Raw genomic sequence first — 18,179 nt, 5'->3', positions numbered from 1 at the left:
AGAACGAGTGGTTTTCGGAGGGGGATTTCAAATGGCTAATGCATATAAGCAGGCTGGCGTCGATATTGAAGCGGGCTACGAAGCGGTAAATCGGATGAAGAAACATGTAAAACGGACATTTCGTCCTGAAGTAATGAACGGATTGGGGGGTTTCGGAGGCATGTTCGATTTGTCTTCGTTACACCTTAAAGAGCCTGTCCTTATCTCAGGAACGGATGGAGTCGGGACTAAGCTTTTACTCGCGTTCATGATGGATAAACATGATACAATTGGAATAGATTGTGTAGCGATGTGCGTTAATGATGTGGTCGTACAAGGGGCTGCGCCGTTGTACTTTTTAGATTACATAGCTTGCGGCAAAGCTGATCCCGAGAGAATTGAAATGATCGTTAAAGGGATTGCGGACGGTTGTGAGCAAGCGGGTTGTGCTTTAATCGGTGGGGAAACAGCTGAAATGCCAGGGATGTACGAAATCGAAGAATATGACGTGGCTGGGTTCACTGTTGGGGCGGTTGAAAAATCACGCTTAATTACGGGTGAGGGCATATCCAATGGTGATGTTGTCATCGGTCTTGCTTCAAGCGGGATCCATAGCAATGGCTATTCACTTGTCCGTAAAATCCTTCTTGAAGATGCAGGAATGGATTTACAGGAACTCGTGCCGGAGTTCGGTTGCAAATTGGGTGAAGAATTGTTGAAACCGACAAAGATCTATGTCCAGTCGATATTATCAACACTTGAAAAGTTTGAAGTGAAGGGACTAGCACATATTACAGGTGGGGGGTTCATCGAAAATATTCCGCGTATCCTTCCTGAAAACTGCGGTGTTGAAATTGAGTTGGGCAGCTGGACGATTCCCCCAGTATTCTCGTACCTTGAGGAAAAAGGAAATCTTGTTCAGGAGGAAATGTTCAATATATTCAATATGGGCATCGGGATGACGGCCGTCGTGAGAAAATCGGATGCTCCTGCGATCATTGCGCATCTACAGTCTTGTGGTGAACAGGCTTCTGTCATAGGAACGATTATTGAGGGTGAAGGAGTGTCTTTTAAGCGATGAGACGCCTTGCTGTTTTTGCATCGGGTAATGGAAGCAACTTTCAAGCCATCGCTGATGCAATAAAAGAGGGAAATCTGAAAGCGGATATATGCCTTGTTGTTTGTGACCGTGAGGATGCTTACGTAATTGAGAGGGCTAGAATGGAGAACATTCCGGTATTCTCATTCTCAGCAAAACAGTACGTAAATAAGGCGGGATATGAACGGGAGATACTCGATGAACTTCATGTCCATGACGTAGAATTCATTATTCTTGCTGGTTATATGCGGTTAATAGGATCGACGTTATTAGGGGAGTATTCACACAGGATTGTGAATATTCACCCTTCTCTTTTGCCTTGCTTTCCAGGTAAGGATGCTATTGGCCAGGCTTTTAAGGCTGAAGTGAAGGAAACCGGGGTCACGATTCATTATGTCGATGAGGGAATGGATACAGGACCGATTATTGCTCAACAGGCGGTCCCCATTCTTAACGGAGATACAAAAGACATCCTCCAAAAAAGAATTCAGGAATTGGAACATGATCTGTATCCAAAAATTTTGCAACAGCTATGCCAAGAGAAACAACATACATAATGGAGGGAACAACATACCATGAAGAAACGTGCGTTAATTAGTGTATCGGATAAAACAGGTATCGTAGAATTTGCCAAAGGGTTGAAAGAGGCCGGGTTTGAAATCATTTCAACGGGCGGTACGAGTAAAACATTACAGGATAATGGCGTGGATGTTATCGGTATCAGTGAAATCACTGGTTTCCCGGAAATTCTGGACGGGCGCGTTAAAACGCTACACCCGAATGTCCATGCAGCAGTCTTAGCCAAGCATGGAGATGAAGGGCATAAAGCTCAACTAGCAGAGCATCATATTGAACCGATTCAGTTGGTCTGTGTGAACCTTTATCCTTTCCAATCGACGATATCGAAACCGGATGTGACGGTGGAAGATGCGATTGAGAACATCGATATCGGAGGACCGACCATGCTACGTTCGTCTGCGAAAAACCACGAGTATGTGACAGTTATCGTCGATAGCGAGGATTATGCAACGGTATTGGCTGAGCTAAAAGAAAACGGAGATGTCTCAAAAACGACGAATCGTCGTCTGGCAGCTAAAGTCTTCCGTCATACAGCGGCATACGATGCCGTGATTTCAGAATATATGACTGAGCTTGCCGAAGAAGAGAATCCAGAATCACTTACTGTTACTTATGAATTGAAACAGTCGCTTCGTTATGGGGAAAATCCTCATCAAAAAGCAGCGTTCTATAAAAAACCGCTTGGATCTACCTTCTCGATTGCGGAAGCAAAACAACTGCACGGAAAAGAGCTTTCATACAATAACATCAATGATGCAGACGCAGCCCTTCAAATCGTTAAGGAATTCAAAGAACCGGCAGCCGTGGCCGTCAAGCATATGAATCCTTGTGGAGTCGGTGTTGGTGATACGATTCTGGAAGCATTCGATAAAGCGTATGAAGCGGATTCCACTTCGATTTTTGGTGGCATCATCGCCTTGAACCGTGAAGTGGATAAAGCGACTGCGGAAAAGCTTCACGAAATTTTCCTTGAAATCATCATCGCTCCAGGATTCTCTAAGGAAGCATTGGATGTATTGACAAGTAAGAAGAACCTTCGTCTATTAACGGTTAATTTCCAGGCTGCTAAAAAACCGGAACGTAAATTGACTTCAATTGAAGGTGGTTTACTCGTGCAAGAACGTGATGCTTTCGGTTTGAAGGATGCAGAAGTAAAAGTGGCAACAAAACGCGAACCGACCGCAGAAGAGTGGAAAGCTCTTGAACTTGGTTGGAAAATCGTGAAACATGTCAAATCGAATGCCATCGTTATTTGTAATGATCAGATGACATTGGGCGTGGGTGCAGGGCAAATGAACCGTGTCGGCGCAGCAAAAATAGCTCTAGAACAAGCTAGTGAAAGAGTAGCGGGAAGTGCTTTGGCATCGGATGCTTTCTTCCCTATGGACGATACCGTGGAGGCGGCGGCAAAAGCAGGCGTAACGGCAATCATCCAGCCAGGTGGATCGAAGAAAGACCAAGATTCAATTGATAAAGCCGATGAATATGGAATAGCAATGGTATTCACAGGAGTTCGCCACTTTAAACATTAATCGAAGATGAGGTGCGGTAATGAATGTACTAGTGATTGGCCGTGGAGGCAGGGAGCACGCTATCGCCCGTAAACTGTTTGAAAGCAAACGGGTTAAGAAAGTCTTCGTGGCGCCAGGGAATCCCGGCATGGAAGATGTTGCCGAGCTTATATCAATCGAGGAAACCAATCATCAAGAATTGGTCGCTTTCGCAAAAGAAAATGCGATTGCCTTGACGGTGATTGGACCGGAAACGCCTTTACTTAATGGGTTGGCTGATGACTTTGAGAAAGAAAACTTGCAGGTGTTCGGACCAAACAGCCGGGCTGCGGTCATTGAAGGAAGTAAATCATTTGCTAAGAATTTAATGAGGGATTATCATATTCCAACAGCAGAATATGAGACGTTTTCTGATTATGAGCAGGCAAAGGCATATATCGAAAAAGCGGGCGCTCCCATCGTCATCAAGGCTGATGGCCTGGCTGCGGGCAAAGGCGTAGTAGTCGCCATGACGATGCAGGAGGCAATGGAAGCCATTCATGATATGCTAGTCGGTGCAAAGTTCGGGGAAGCTTCAGCAAAGGTTGTCATCGAGGAATACCTGGATGGCGAGGAGTTTTCATTGATGGCCTTTGTGAACGGGGATAAAGTATATCCAATGGTAATCGCACAGGATCATAAACGTGCGTACAATGGTGATAAAGGACCGAATACTGGTGGAATGGGTGCGTACTCCCCCGTCCCTCAAATATCCGATAGTATGGTGCAAGCAGCGGTAGATGCCATTCTGCAACCGACGGTTCATGCGATGATTTCAGAAAATCGCCGATTTACAGGCATATTATATGCCGGGTTAATTGCAACGGAAAAGGGTACAAAAGTGATTGAATTCAACGCCCGTTTTGGGGATCCGGAAACTCAAGTAGTATTGCCCCGCTTAAAGACGGATTTCGTCGATACCCTTGAAGCGGTCCTTGCAGGGGAAGATTTAGATCTTGAATGGCATGATGAAGCGGTTCTTGGTGTAGTCGTGGCTGCAGAAGGCTATCCTGGAGCATACACGAAGGGGGCGGTCATCAAAGGGTTGGATAGGATTCAGCCGGACACCCATATTTACCATGCCGGGACGGCCAAAAACGACGAGGGAGATCTAGTTTCCAATGGAGGCAGGGTATTGCTTGTTGCGGCTAAAGGAAACGACCTTGCGTCTGCCCAAAGACAAGTCTATAAAGAAGTAGAACATATTGAAAAAGAAGGCCTGTTTTGGCGTACGGATATTGGATATCGAGCCATAGAATAGGTTCCTTGACCATAAAAAGAAGCTGGCTCAAATCTCGAGTCAGCTTCTTTTAAAATGAAATCAATACGAATCAGATTGGTCATCCCTGTTCTGCTTATCCTTCATCATGGCTTGGCCATTTTCCATTACATCGACAACGGGGCAATAGCGCAATATGCCTTCGCCTATTTTCATGGCAGCAAGGATGACCACCATTAAGTAAGATTGATTTTTCCATGGCTTTTTAACCATTTTCGCTGTGGCCCAGGTAAGAAAGGTAAAGCCACAGGTAATCCGCATAAGCGCATTGACTATGCTGATATTTTGTTTGAATTTCATGATAAGTTCATCCTTTCACAAAAATTTCACAGTATTCTGGTTAACTTTACTGTGTTAATGAAATAAATATGTTACTATAAGATAAAATTGGATTGAATTGGGATTTCAATTCCTTTGTCTTACAATTCATGGAGGGATGTTTATGCTGGAACAACGTTATAGATGGAAAAATAAACATCTACGGGAACATATAGATGTGCTGGATGGAAAGAGGTCACCACACATTCTTTTGAAAAATGCTACATATTTAAACCAGGCTTTACGAAAATGGGTGAAAGCAAATATATGGATTTATGACGATCGCATTATCTATGTCGGTACAAACCTTCCTGAAAATATAGACCGCTGTGAAATGGTTGATTGTTCAGATCAGTACCTGGTCCCGGGATATATTGAGCCGCATTCACACCCTTCTCAATTATATAATCCCCTGTCTTTCTCACGCTATGCATCCCATTTTGGGACAACGACACTTATCAATGATAACCTGCCATTCCTTTTGCAATTAGGAAAAAAGAAAGCGTTTTCTCTTTTGAAGGAGCTACGTAACATCCCTGTTACGATGTATTGGTGGAGCCGTTTTGATGGACAAACGGAGTTGATCGATGAAGATACCGTATTTTCTCATGGAGCGGTTAAATCCTGGCTTGAGCATGATGCCGTTTTACAGGGCGGTGAACTGACGGGGTGGCCTAAGCTTCTTGATGGCGATGACATGATGCTGCATTGGATTCAGGAGGCCAAGCGGATGAGGAAGAAGATAGAGGGTCACTTTCCTGGTGCTTCTGAGAAAACACTTGCCAAGATGACACTATTTGGAGCCGATTGTGACCATGAGGCCATGACAGGTGATGAGGTGATGGAGCGCTTACTTCAAGGCTATTTCGTTTCATTAAGGCATTCATCCATCCGTCCGGATCTCCCAAACATATTGCAGGAAATTCATGAACTGGGTATCGATCAATATGATAAGTTCTTTTATACAACGGATGGTTCACCACCGTCTTTTTATGAAAAGGGATTCATAGATTGCTTGATTAAAATAGCAATCGAACAGGGTGTACCAGTCATTGACGCCTATAATATGGCCACTATCAATATCGCACGCTATTATAATATTGAATATCTCCATGGCAATATTGCTACGGGCAGAGTCGCCAATATCAATTTTCTGTCTGATATTGAGGAGCCCGCCCCGGTTTCTGTCATGGCTAAAGGGAAATGGGTGAAGCGGGATGGGGAAATCATTCCGGATTCACAAGAAATCAACTGGAGCGATTTTGACTTTAAACCGTTGGAAATGGACTGGGACCTTAGTTTGAAGGAAGATTTCGAATTCTCGATGCCGTTCGGAATAGAGCTGGTCAATAACGTGATCACCAAACCATATTCCCTTTCAAACGATGTGGGATATGAAGAGCTTACCTTTCAAGATGATGAGTGTTTCTTCATGCTCATCGATAAGGAAGGGAAATGGCGGATCAATACGATACTGAAGGGGTTTGCCGATAAGTTATGCGGTTTTGCAGCCACCTATACGAATACCGGGGATATCATTTTGATTGGGAAACGTAAGAAGGATATGCACCTGGCCTTCAACCGGCTGAAGGAAATCGGCGGCGGTATTGTTTTGACAGAGCAAGGAGAAGTGATTCATGAGGTGCCATTAACATTAAAAGGGATAATGTCCAATAAGGAAGTTCCTGAATTAATTATAGAAGAAAATGAATTGAAAAGATTGTTGCGTGAACGGGGTTATCGCTTCGCTGATCCCGTATATACCCTATCCTTTTTTTCTACGACCCATTTACCGTATATCAGGGTTACCCAGCGTGGGGTATATGATGTAATGAATAAAAATATACTCTTCCCTACTATAATGCGTTAAAATATAAAAGAACGCAGCAAACGACACGGTTGAGTAATCAGGAGCGTGAAAAGTGTATGAAAAAGTTTCTTTTCATCATGATAGCGATGTTACTTTTAGTAGGCTGTTCAGCGAAGGATAAGACAGAGGAAGACCAGCAAGACGAATCTGTCATGAAAGATACAGATGGTTCTTCAGGTGTTTTTCCGCTAACGGGAATAAGCACAGATGGAGAGAAGAAGCGTAGGGCCGTAGCGGTGATGATCAATAATCACCCACAGGCGCGTCCCCAATCGGGTCTTTCTGAAGCGGACATCGTTTATGAATTGCTGGCGGAGGGTGACATTACAAGGTTGTTAGCCGTTTTCCAGAGTGAGACCCCAGATCAAATCGGTCCGATTAGAAGTGCGAGAGATTATTATATCGAACTTGCCAAAGGCTTGGACTGTCTCTATGTATGCCACGGTAATAGCCCGGAGGCAAAGACGATGCTTGACAAAGGTTATGTTGATAACTTGAATGGCTTATATTATGATGGTACTCTATTTCAGCGGACTACAGACCGAAAAGCCCCACATAACTCCTACACCTCTTTTGAAAATATTGAAAAAGGTGCAAAGGAAAAAGGCTATGAGTTGACTGGTGCCCCCGAACCGTTTGCATTCTTGACGGAGGAAGAGGCAAAAGGTCTGCAAGGAGATGCAGCTTTGAACATCGATGTCGTCTATGGAGATGCATCATCCAATGTTCATTATGAGTATGAAAAAGCAGAAGAAAAATACACACGTTATTCGAATGGTGAGCAAACGGTTGAGTATCAATCTAAGAAACCTGTCCTGTTAGATAATATATTCATCATTGAGGCTGCTCATCAGGTGGTTGACGATAAAGGACGCCGAAAGATTGATTTGAAAAGCGGCGGAAAAGGTTACCTACTTCAAAAGGGGAAAATCAATGAAGTAGAATGGGTGAATAAAGATGACCGGATTATACCCGTGATTAATGGGAAAGAAGTAGGGTTGGTGACAGGCAAGACCTGGGTCAACGTAATTCCGAACCAACCAGGTATAGATAAGAACGTGTCATTTGATGCCCAAGAAAATTAAGGGGGAGTATGTATGCAAATTGATAAGTTAAGAGGGAAAGCGACAGATCAATTGTTTAATTCGATTCTTTCTTTGCGCGATTTAGACGAGTGCTATCGCTTTTTTGATGATTTATGCACCGTCAATGAAATATCATCTTTGGCACAACGTCTTGAAGTGGCCCGCATGCTTGAGGAAGGTAAAACTTATCATAAGATTGAAACGGAAACCGGAGCCAGCACGGCTACGATATCCAGGGTCAAACGTTGCTTGAACTACGGGAATGACGCTTATTCCATGGCCATCAATCGCATTAAAGAAGATGTAGAGGAACCAACTGAAACGTAATGGGACGTTTCCTATAATGGATGAATCGAAAAAAACCGAGGAACTCGTTTTCTTGGTTTTTTATTTTGAGTTTATCCAGGTGGTCGGCAGCTTTTTGAGAGGAGTTGCCACGATAGAGTGGGTTTTCGATTCATAGGTTTTTTTTGGAAAACTTTTTATCAGCACTTCTCTTTTTTTATGAAAAATCTTAATGCTATAATGGTTTAATGGGAAGTGTGAATGGAGGATTATTATGTACGATTTTCGCGAGTGGAAACATGTTTTCAAACTCGATCCAAATAAAGAAATAAGCGATGAAGCATTGGAAAAGGTTTGTGAATCTGGAACAGATGCCATTATGGTCGGCGGCACGGACGGAGTCACGCTTGAGAATGTGCTTCATTTAATGGCAAGGGTCAGGCGCTATACCGTTCCGTGCGTGATGGAGATTTCGTCAGTGGAAACGGTGACGCCGGGGTTCGATTTATATTTTATCCCAAGTGTGCTGAATAGCACCGATCCTGATTGGATGATGAAATTGCATCAGCAGGCGGTCAAGGAATACGGATATTTAATGAATTGGGACGAGATTTTTGTCGAGGGATATTGTATCCTCAACCCTGATTGCAAGGTGGCTCAATTGACGAATGCCAACACTGAATTGGATATGGATGATGTGGGTGCCTATGCGATGATGGCCGAAAAGATGTTCAATCTCCCTATTTTTTATCTGGAGTATAGCGGTATATATGGAGATGTCCGGATGCTGGAGGCTGCTAAAGAGAGCATGGAGAATAGCGTGCTATTCTATGGAGGCGGCATTAAATCAGTCGAACAGGCTAAAGAAATGGCCAAGTTTGCGGATGTAATCGTGGTTGGAAATGTAATTTATGAAGACTTGAAGGCGGCACTTGCAACGGTTGCCGCTGTTAAATAAAACGTTCATGGGATTAATGAAGTGTAGTATAATAAAAGAACAAATGTTCGTACAGGCGGTGTAATGATGCAATATTTAGCGGAAAAATTACTAACGGGTTTGAATGAACAACAACAAAAAGCAGTAAAAGCAACGGATGGCCCACTATTGATCATGGCTGGTGCAGGTAGTGGAAAGACCCGTGTTCTAACACATAGGATCGCATACTTGATGGTGGAGAAAGAAATCGCTCCTTGGAATATCCTTGCCATTACGTTTACCAACAAAGCGGCCCGAGAAATGAAAGAAAGAATCCGGGCGATTCTAGGTGGAGCATCCGAGGACATTTGGATTTCGACATTTCACTCCATGTGTGTCCGGATTTTACGAAGAGATATCGACCGGATGGGTTTTAACCGGAACTTCTCCATTTTAGACACGACAGATCAGCAATCAGTCGTTAAGCAAATCCTGAAAGACCGCAATCTGGATCCAAAGAAATATGATTATCGGGCTATCCTTGGAAGTATCAGCTCGGCGAAAAATGAATTGGTCGGTCCGGAAGAATACCAAAAAACCGCATCGGACTTTTTCACAAAAATCACGGCGGATGTCTATACGGAATACCAAAAAAGGTTACGGAAAAACTCAGCACTTGATTTTGATGATTTGATCATGATGACGATCCAATTATTCCAGATAGTTCCGGAAGTTTTGGAATACTATCAACGCAAGTTTCAATATATCCATGTCGATGAGTATCAAGATACCAACCGTGCCCAATATATGCTTGTTAAACTACTTGCCTCACGTTTTCGTAATCTATGCGTTGTAGGGGATTCGGATCAGTCAATCTATCGGTGGCGCGGTGCGGATATAGCCAATATCCTTTCTTTTGAAAAGGATTATCCGAATGCTACGATGATTTTCCTTGAACAGAATTACCGTTCAACGAAAAAAATCCTTGAAGCGGCCAATAAGGTCATTGATAATAACCAAAACCGTAAGCCGAAGAATCTATGGACAGAGAACGTAGCGGGTAATAAGTTATCTTATTTCAGGGCAGACAATGAGCAAGGTGAAGCACAATTCGTAGCAGGGAAAATAAATGAATTAACGCTAAAAGGCGAAAGAAAGTATTCTGATATAGCAATCCTGTATCGGACAAACGCACAGTCCCGGGTAATGGAGGAAGTGCTGCTTAAGTCAAACATCAACTATGCCATTGTCGGCGGCACCAAGTTCTATGATCGTAAAGAGATCAAGGACCTGCTTGCTTATCTACGGCTCATCGCCAATCCTGACGATGATATTAGCCTGCGCCGTGTAATCAATGTTCCAAAACGCGGCATTGGCGCAACATCGATGGATAAGGTGGCGGATTACGCCAATCAATATGATATTTCCATTTATAAAGCGCTCGAGTCGATAGAAATGATCGGGATTAGCGGGAAGGCGACGAAAGCAGCCCGTGAATTCCATACGTTGATTACGAATTATACGAATCAGCAGGAATTTTTGTCCGTTACGGAATTGGTAGAAGAAGTCATCGAAAAAACGGGATACCGTGAAATGTTAAGGGCTGAAAAAACGATTGAATCACAAAGCCGCCTAGAAAATATTGATGAGTTTCTATCCGTGACGAAAGCATTTGAAAGTAATAGTGAAGATAAATCATTAGTGGGCTTTTTAACGGATTTGGCGTTGGTGGCCGATATCGATAAACTAGATGAAAACCCAGAAGACGCTAACGATGCGGTAACGCTGATGACTCTCCATTCTGCGAAGGGCCTCGAATATCCGGTCGTCTTTTTACTTGGGCTTGAAGAAGGGGTATTCCCACATAGCCGCTCCCTCATGGATGAGGAAGAGATGGAAGAAGAACGCCGTCTTGCCTACGTGGGCATTACAAGGGCTGAAAACGAATTGTTTTTAAGCAATGCCCAAATGCGGACACTTTACGGACGCACGAACATGAATCCAGTGTCCCGTTTCATTTCGGAAATCCCGGCAGAACTTCTGGAAGATTTAAAACCGAAACCCGCTCCCAAGTCTAAGCAAACTTCATTCAGTTCTTCGGCGAGGACAGGTTCTACTGCACCTACCCATGCTAGAAAAACACCTAGCTTCGGACGTGCTGTTTCTGCCCCATCTGCAACAGGCGGTGAAGAAATAGGCTGGGCTGTCGGTGATAAGGCTTCCCATAAAAAATGGGGTGTCGGAACGGTAGTCAGTGTAAAAGGGGAAGGCGAAGGAAAAGAATTGGATATCGCATTTCCTAGTCCGACCGGAATCAAGCGTTTGTTGGCGAAGTTTGCACCAATCGAAAAAGTTTAAGCTATGAATATACGCCTACTGGCAAAGGATAAAGTTACCTGCATGTACGTCGCCTTCTCATAAAGAAGGCGACCGGGTTTCTTTAGAAAGGATTGAATGTATGGATATACAAGCTGCAAAGAAAAGTGTCCTTGAATTACAAACACTATTAAATCAATACAGTTATGAATACTATGTGCTGGATCAACCTTCTGTGCCGGATGCCGAATATGACCGACTTTTACGCGATCTCATCGAGCTTGAGGAAAAATTCCCCGAGTTGAAGACTCCTGATTCTCCAACGCAGCGTGTCGGCGGGGCCATCCTGGATATGTTTGAAAAAGTGGAGCACACAACACCCATGCTTAGCTTGGGCAATGCCTTCAATGAAGATGATCTACGTGATTTTGATAGAAAGGTCCGTCAGGCCGTTGGGGAGAATTATTCCTATGTATGTGAGTTGAAAATCGATGGATTGGCCGTCACTCTTCAATATGAAAATGGTTACTTCATAAAAGGGGCGACCCGGGGGGATGGAACGATTGGTGAAGATATCACCGAGAACCTGAAAACAATCAAATCCATTCCATTGAAGATCAGGAAACCAATCGGAATCGAAGTCCGTGGAGAGGCATTCATGCCGAAGAGATCCTTTGAAGGGTTGAATGCGGCGAAAGAAGAACGTGGGGAAGAACCGTTTGCGAATCCTCGTAATGCAGCAGCTGGTTCTTTAAGGCAGCTTGATCCCAAGCTTGCGGCAAAGCGGAATCTGGACATTTTTCTTTACGCCATTGCCGATTTAGGAGAAACTGGGGTTGGTTCCCATGGTGAAGCGCTCGATTTACTGGACGAACTAGGATTTAAGACGAATAAAGAACGAAAGACCTGTTCGAATATAGATGAGGTACTCGCCTATATCGAAAATTGGACAGAACAGCGTCCAAACTTGGCGTATGATATCGATGGGATTGTCGTAAAAGTCGATTCACTTGAACAACAGGATGAATTGGGATTCACGGCCAAAAGCCCAAGATGGGCAATCGCCTACAAGTTCCCGGCAGAAGAAGTGGTCACGACGCTACGATCCATTGAACTGAATGTTGGTCGTACGGGTGTTTTGACGCCAACGGCTGTGTTGGATCCTGTCAGAGTCGCGGGCTCTACCGTTCAACGGGCTTCACTACATAATGAAGATTTAATCCGGGAGAAAGATATTCGGATTGGAGACCAAGTGGTCGTAAAAAAGGCAGGCGATATTATACCAGAGGTCGTCAATGTACTAGTGGAACGCCGTACAGGTGAAGAAGTAGAATTCCAGATGCCGACTGAATGCCCTGAATGTGAAAGTGAGCTTGTGAGACTTGAAGGGGAAGTGGCCCTGCGTTGCATCAACCCTAAATGTCCCGCTCAGATTCGTGAAGGGTTAATTCACTTTGTATCACGTACTGCCATGAATATCGAAAGTATGGGTGAAAAGGTCATCAGCCAGCTTTTCAAGGAAGAACTGATACACGATGTAGCCGATATATATAAACTTACGTATGATCAAGTCATTGAATTGGAACGGATGGGGGAAAAATCCGTCAATAAGTTGCTTCAAGCAATAGAGGCATCTAAAAGCAATTCACTTGAAAAGTTGTTATTCGGTCTTGGTATCCGACATGTCGGTTCGAAAGCCGCGAAGACGCTAGCACGGGAGTTCGGCACCATGGATGCCCTGAGCAAGGCAACCCGCGAACAATTAACGGGAATCAACGAAATCGGTGAAAAAATGGCCGATTCAATCGTTGCGTATTTTGAGCAAGAAGAAGTTCATGCGTTGCTAGAGGAGTTGAAATCAGCGGGTGTGAATCTGGCCTATAAAGGGGCTAGAGCCATTCCAGTGGAAGAAATCGATTCTATATTTGCAGGGAAAACGGTTGTTTTGACCGGGAAACTACATCAGCTTACACGCAATGAAGCAAAAGAGAAATTAGAAGCACTAGGTGCCAACGTCGCTGGAAGTGTCAGCAAGAAGACTGATTTGGTTGTGGCAGGCGAAGATGCTGGATCAAAGCTTGAAAAGGCAGAGAGCTTAGGTGTCCTAGTGTGGGATGAAGAGAGACTAATCGAGGAATTTACTAAATAAGAGGTGTAGGCTATGAGGAAACACTCCATTTTGGGAATGCTTCTTATCCTATTGCTTGCTGGTTGTGCACCAAGTTTCGATGATGAGCAAGAGGTAGTGAAAGATTCCAAGGACAAAGAGGAGACAGCAATCATTCCGAAATACAAAATTTCGGATGAATATTATCAAACGATTCTTCCATTTGAGCCATCAAAGGCCCGCGGTTTGGTTGTATCGAATTTAAACACTCGATACGATATAGAAGAATTTGAAAATGGACTTATGCGATTGGCGCAAAATCAGTTTAATCCAGACGATTATTTGTTCCAAGAAGGACAAATGCTTGACAGTTCGACGATTTCATCTTGGCTGAACAGAAAATACACAAAAAGCCAGTTGAAAGAAAAAGACTTGAAAGCCAGTGAGAATCTAGGCTTGAACCCTGTAGATACAGGTAAGGGCGACATTGATAAACGGAATGAAGAAAACCCAATCTATCTAGCTCATATTCTGGAACATAATTACTTGACGAAAACGGAAGATAATAAAGTCAGCCTTGGCGGTGTCGTCATCGGCCTTGCCTTGAATTCGGTTCATTATTATCAAAAAGAAGCATACGGTGCCACGTATGAAACCAAAATAGATAGTAAGGAACTGAAAAGAGAAGGAGAACAAATCGCGGAAGAAGTCCTGAAACGATTACGTAAAACGGAAAAATTAAAGAATGTGCCGATTACGATTGCCCTTTTCGAACAGAACGAGAAATCTTCCGTCGTCCCTGGGAATTTCATATCCTATACGAATATCGAAAAAAGCTCTAATGAAATCAAGAAATGGAACAGTGTAGATGAAAAATACTACCTATTCCCTTCGACAAAAGCAGAAAAAAAATATAGGGACGACGTCAACACCTTCACCAATTTCAAAGAGGATGTCGAAGAGTATTTCCCTAACTTCAATGGCGTAATAGGCCGGGCCTTTTATATGGACAACCAATTACAGAAGTTGAACATCGACATACCCATTCAATTCTATGGGAATTCCGAAGCTATCGGCTTCACTCAATATGTAGCGGGTCTCGTGATGGAACGTTTTCCAAAGTATATTTCCGTGCAAGTATCAATTACTTCGGTCAACGGACCAGAAGCACTCATCGTCCGTCAGGCAAATCAAGACGAACCGACTGTGCATATATACGAATAAAGGAAAAGGAGGAGATGGAGCCTGATATGGCCCCATCTTCTTTCATGATTAGTAAGGGGTTCTGGAGAGATACGAGGTATCTTGGAATTCCGCCAGGGAATTTCCGACAGCATTCTCATATTTCCCGGAAAATACTACTTTTTCCTTTGAAAATTTTGAAATTCGACATTGCAACTCTTGTTGCTTTACTGTGTAATAGTTTGATATGATTTAAACGATGATTTTCTGGAGAAAAGCGACTAGATTCAGTGGCTTTGGATATTTTGGAGGTGAAGAGAATGTCACGTATAACTATGGACCAAGTTAAGCACGTTGCCCATTTGGCACGTTTGGCAATTACGGAAGAAGAAGCAGAAAAATTCCAACATCAGCTTGATCAAATGATTTCATTTGCTGAACAGTTGAATGAACTTGATACAGACCAGGTAAAACCGACTTCTCACGTTTTGGATATGAAAAATGTAATGCGTGAAGATGTAGCGAAACCAGGACTACCGGTGGAAGAAGTAGTCAAGAATGCACCAGATAGCAAAGATGGTTATATCCGCGTACCATCTATAATGGAATAAGGAGGGACAATGATGTCGTTGTTCGAACAAAAGGTTTCCGAGCTTCATGAACGTTTACATAATAAAGAAATCAGTGTTACTGATCTTGTTAACGAATCGTATGAACGGATCGGACAGGTAGAAGACAAGGTACAGGCATTTTTAACATTAGATGAAGAAAACGCCCGCAACCAAGCAAAAAAAATGGATGACCAATTAGCTAAAGGCGAGAGTCAAGGCGTCTTGTTCGGTATGCCGATTGGTGTAAAAGATAATATTGTCACAAAAAATTTACGGACTACATGTGCAAGTAAAATATTGGAGGACTTCAACCCAATATATGATGCGACTGCCGTTCAAAAATTACAAAGTGCTGAAACAGTGACGATTGGTAAGTTGAACATGGATGAATTCGCGATGGGATCTTCAAATGAGAATTCAGCTTATAAGGCGACTCGCAATCCATGGAATACGGATTATGTACCAGGTGGGTCTTCAGGCGGTTCAGCTGCCTCTGTCGCTGCTGGTGAAGTCCTGTTCTCATTAGGTTCGGATACAGGTGGTTCGATTCGCCAACCAGCTGCTTATTGCGGAGTCGTTGGCTTAAAACCTACATATGGACGGGTATCCCGTTTTGGGCTTGTGGCATTTGCTTCTTCATTAGACCAAATTGGTCCGATTACAAGAACGGTTGAAGATAATGCATATTTACTTGAAGCGATTTCTGGTGTCGATCCAATGGATTCCACATCGGCTAACGTGGATGTGCCAAGTTTTGTGAATTCATTAACAGGCGATGTTAAAGGATTGAAAATTGCTGTGCCAAAGGAATATCTTGGCGAAGGCGTTGGGGAAGAGGCACGCAACTCCGTGCTTGAAGCCTTAAAAGTATTAGAAGGACTTGGAGCAGAATGGGAAGAGGTTTCATTGCCGCATTCCAAATACGCTCTAGCGGCCTACTACCTGCTTTCTTCATCTGAAGCGTCTGCCAACCTTTCTCGTTTTGACGGGGTTCGTTATGGCCACCGTACGGATAATGCCGAAACGCTAATCGAAATGTACAAGCAAACACGTGCGGAAGGTTTCGGTGATGAAGTTAAACGCCGTATCATGCTTGGAACGTTCTCCTTAAGCTCCGGCTATTATGATGCTTATTATAAAAAAGCTCAAAAAGTCCGTACATTAATCAAAAAAGACTTTGAAGATGTATTCGAAAAATATGATGTCATCGTGGGACCAACCACGCCTACACCAGCATTCAAAATCGGTGAGAAAGTCGATGATCCATTAACGATGTATGCGAATGATATTTTGACGATTCCAGTCAACCTTGCGGGTGTACCAGGCATTTCGGTACCATGCGGATTCGCGGCTAACGGTCTACCACTTGGTCTACAAATGATCGGGAAACATTTTGATGAAAGCACGATTTATCGCGCAGCTCACGCTTTTGAGCAAGCAACAGATTTTCATAAACAATTTCCTAAGCTGTAAGGGGTGAAATAAATGGACTTTGAAACGGTAATTGGTCTAGAAGTACACGTAGAATTAAAGACAGATTCAAAAATTTTCTCAAGCAGCCCGAATCATTTCGGTGCTTCTCCAAATAGCAATACGACTGTCATTGATCTTGGTTATCCTGGGGTGCTGCCAGTCGTCAATAAAAAGGCTGTTGATTTTGCAATGAAGGCAGCCATCGCGCTGAATTGTGAAATCGCAGAGATTACGAAATTCGACCGTAAAAATTATTTTTATCCAGATAATCCGAAAGCCTATCAAATTTCACAATTTGATCAACCAATCGGGGAACATGGATGGATTGAAATCGAAGTCGGCGGAAAGAAAAAGAAAATCGGCATTACCCGTATCCATATGGAAGAAGATGCAGGGAAACTTACGCATAAAGGCAACCATTCTCTATGTGACTATAACCGCCAAGGTACACCACTTGTTGAAATCGTATCCGAGCCGGATATCACGTCTCCAGAAGAGGCCTATGCTTATCTTGAAAAGTTGAAATCCATCATACAATACACGGGTGTCAGTGATTGTAAAATGGAAGAAGGCTCACTTCGTTGTGACGCGAACATTTCCTTGAAACCGGTTGGTCAAAAGGAATTCGGTACGAAAACCGAACTGAAGAACTTGAACTCGTTCAACTTCGTTCGTAAAGGACTTGAGCATGAGGAAATCCGCCAAGCCGAAATATTGAATGAAGGTGGCGTCATTGAACAAGAAACACGCCGTTTCGATGAGGCTACTGGCAGAACGGTTCTGATGCGTGTCAAAGAGGGCTCTGATGATTATCGTTACTTCCCGGAACCGGACTTATTGACGATCCATATCGATGAGGAATGGAAAGCGCGCATTGCTGCGGAAATTCCTGAACTGCCGGATGCACGGAAAAAGCGTTATGCTGAAGAGTTTGGCTTACCGGAGTATGATGCAGCTGTTCTTACCGTAACAAAAGAAATGGCTGATTTCTTTGAAGCATCGGTTGCAGCAGGTGCGGATGCAAAACTGGCGTCAAACTGGATCATGGGTGAAGTTTCTGCATTCTTGAATGCTGAAGGAAAAGAACTTCACGATGTGGCATTGACTGCCGAGTCATTGGCAGGCATGATCAAACTTATCAAAGATGGCACAATTTCTTCTAAAATCGCGAAAAAGGTATTCAAGGAATTGATTGAAAACGGCGGTGACGCTGAAGCTATCGTTAAGGAAAAAGGACTTGTCCAGATTTCTGACGAAGGTGCGTTAAAGACAGCTGTTGAGGAAGCCTTGAATAATAACCCTCAATCGATTGAAGACTTTAAAGCGGGTAAACAAAAAGCTATTGGATTCCTTGTCGGACAAATCATGAAAGCGACAAAAGGACAAGCCAATCCACAACTTGTAAATAAAATCTTGATTGAAGAAATCAATAAACGCTAATCGATGGCCGTATCACTTCCGGGTGGTACGGTTTTCTCATGGAGAATAGTACATGCAGAAAAAAATTTATTTAGGAGTTATCTGTAGGGA

At 43.4% G+C, this 18,179-nt stretch carries 15 protein-coding genes; 14 read left to right on the top strand and 1 reads right to left on the bottom strand.

What is annotated here, in order from left to right; all coding sequences use genetic code 11:
* Positions 1-31 precede the first annotated feature (31 nt).
* From purM to purD, 4 genes are read left to right on the top strand one after another with little or no spacing between them, the layout of a single operon-like run.
* Positions 32-1,060 carry a phosphoribosylformylglycinamidine cyclo-ligase gene (gene purM / locus ACIQXR_RS11125; protein WP_402872275.1) on the top strand — a complete coding sequence of 343 codons (1,029 nt, stop codon included), beginning with the start codon at positions 32-34 and terminating at the stop codon, positions 1,058-1,060.
* Positions 1,057-1,635: a phosphoribosylglycinamide formyltransferase gene (gene purN, locus ACIQXR_RS11120; protein WP_402872273.1), complete on the top strand. Its 579-nt coding sequence runs from the start codon at positions 1,057-1,059 to the stop codon at positions 1,633-1,635. The genes purM and purN overlap by 4 nt, the downstream gene beginning before the upstream one ends.
* A gap of 18 nt (positions 1,636-1,653) precedes the next feature.
* A complete protein-coding gene (gene purH, locus ACIQXR_RS11115) occupies positions 1,654-3,189 on the top strand; it encodes a bifunctional phosphoribosylaminoimidazolecarboxamide formyltransferase/IMP cyclohydrolase (protein ID WP_402872271.1) in 1,536 nt (511 codons plus the stop codon).
* Between the two features lie 19 nt (positions 3,190-3,208).
* Positions 3,209-4,468, top strand: coding sequence for a phosphoribosylamine--glycine ligase (gene purD, locus ACIQXR_RS11110; protein ID WP_402872269.1), 1,260 nt, complete (start codon positions 3,209-3,211; stop codon positions 4,466-4,468).
* A 60-nt stretch (positions 4,469-4,528) separates the two neighbouring features.
* Here purD and ACIQXR_RS11105 read toward each other — a convergent pair whose 3' ends face one another.
* A complete protein-coding gene (locus ACIQXR_RS11105; RefSeq protein ID WP_402872266.1) occupies positions 4,529-4,786 on the bottom strand; it encodes a YgaP-like transmembrane domain in 258 nt (85 codons plus the stop codon).
* Positions 4,787-4,928: 142 nt separating this feature from the next.
* Between ACIQXR_RS11105 and ACIQXR_RS11100 the strand changes: the two genes are divergently transcribed.
* The 10 genes from ACIQXR_RS11100 to gatB all read left to right on the top strand — a co-directional run bounded on the left by ACIQXR_RS11100 (position 4,929) and on the right by gatB (position 18,089).
* Positions 4,929-6,674: an adenine deaminase C-terminal domain-containing protein gene (locus tag ACIQXR_RS11100; protein ID WP_402872263.1), complete on the top strand. Its 1,746-nt coding sequence runs from the start codon at positions 4,929-4,931 to the stop codon at positions 6,672-6,674.
* Positions 6,675-6,730: 56 nt separating this feature from the next.
* Positions 6,731-7,759, top strand: a complete 1,029-nt coding sequence (locus ACIQXR_RS11095; RefSeq protein WP_402872261.1) for a DUF3048 domain-containing protein — start codon at positions 6,731-6,733, stop codon at positions 7,757-7,759.
* 12 nt (positions 7,760-7,771) lie between these two features.
* Positions 7,772-8,086 (top strand): YerC/YecD family TrpR-related protein, encoded by a 315-nt coding sequence (locus tag ACIQXR_RS11090; RefSeq protein ID WP_402872258.1) that lies wholly within the window; start codon positions 7,772-7,774, stop codon positions 8,084-8,086.
* A 232-nt stretch (positions 8,087-8,318) separates the two neighbouring features.
* Complete coding sequence (gene pcrB / locus ACIQXR_RS11085) at positions 8,319-9,002, top strand: heptaprenylglyceryl phosphate synthase (protein ID WP_402872255.1); 684 nt, start codon at positions 8,319-8,321, stop codon at positions 9,000-9,002.
* 66 nt (positions 9,003-9,068) lie between these two features.
* Positions 9,069-11,318: a DNA helicase PcrA gene (pcrA, locus tag ACIQXR_RS11080; protein WP_402872252.1), complete on the top strand. Its 2,250-nt coding sequence runs from the start codon at positions 9,069-9,071 to the stop codon at positions 11,316-11,318.
* A 100-nt stretch (positions 11,319-11,418) separates the two neighbouring features.
* Positions 11,419-13,425 carry an NAD-dependent DNA ligase LigA gene (gene ligA, locus ACIQXR_RS11075; RefSeq protein WP_402872249.1) on the top strand — a complete coding sequence of 669 codons (2,007 nt, stop codon included), beginning with the start codon at positions 11,419-11,421 and terminating at the stop codon, positions 13,423-13,425.
* 12 nt (positions 13,426-13,437) lie between these two features.
* Complete coding sequence (locus tag ACIQXR_RS11070) at positions 13,438-14,607, top strand: CamS family sex pheromone protein (protein ID WP_402872244.1); 1,170 nt, start codon at positions 13,438-13,440, stop codon at positions 14,605-14,607.
* Between the two features lie 278 nt (positions 14,608-14,885).
* The gene (gene gatC / locus ACIQXR_RS11065; RefSeq protein ID WP_402872241.1) at positions 14,886-15,176 is read left to right on the top strand and encodes an Asp-tRNA(Asn)/Glu-tRNA(Gln) amidotransferase subunit GatC; all 291 of its coding nucleotides are present in this window, start codon (positions 14,886-14,888) and stop codon (positions 15,174-15,176) included.
* Between the two features lie 12 nt (positions 15,177-15,188).
* Positions 15,189-16,649 (top strand): Asp-tRNA(Asn)/Glu-tRNA(Gln) amidotransferase subunit GatA, encoded by a 1,461-nt coding sequence (gene gatA, locus ACIQXR_RS11060; RefSeq protein WP_402872237.1) that lies wholly within the window; start codon positions 15,189-15,191, stop codon positions 16,647-16,649.
* A gap of 12 nt (positions 16,650-16,661) precedes the next feature.
* A complete protein-coding gene (gene gatB / locus ACIQXR_RS11055) occupies positions 16,662-18,089 on the top strand; it encodes an Asp-tRNA(Asn)/Glu-tRNA(Gln) amidotransferase subunit GatB (RefSeq protein ID WP_402872234.1) in 1,428 nt (475 codons plus the stop codon).
* Positions 18,090-18,179 lie beyond the last annotated feature (90 nt).

This window comes from Peribacillus sp. NPDC097224 (assembly GCF_044761985.1).
Taxonomy (GTDB): domain Bacteria; phylum Bacillota; class Bacilli; order Bacillales; family DSM-1321; genus Peribacillus.
The sequence above is the reverse complement of the archived record's forward strand: the minus strand, read 5'-3'. Positions and strand labels throughout refer to the sequence as shown.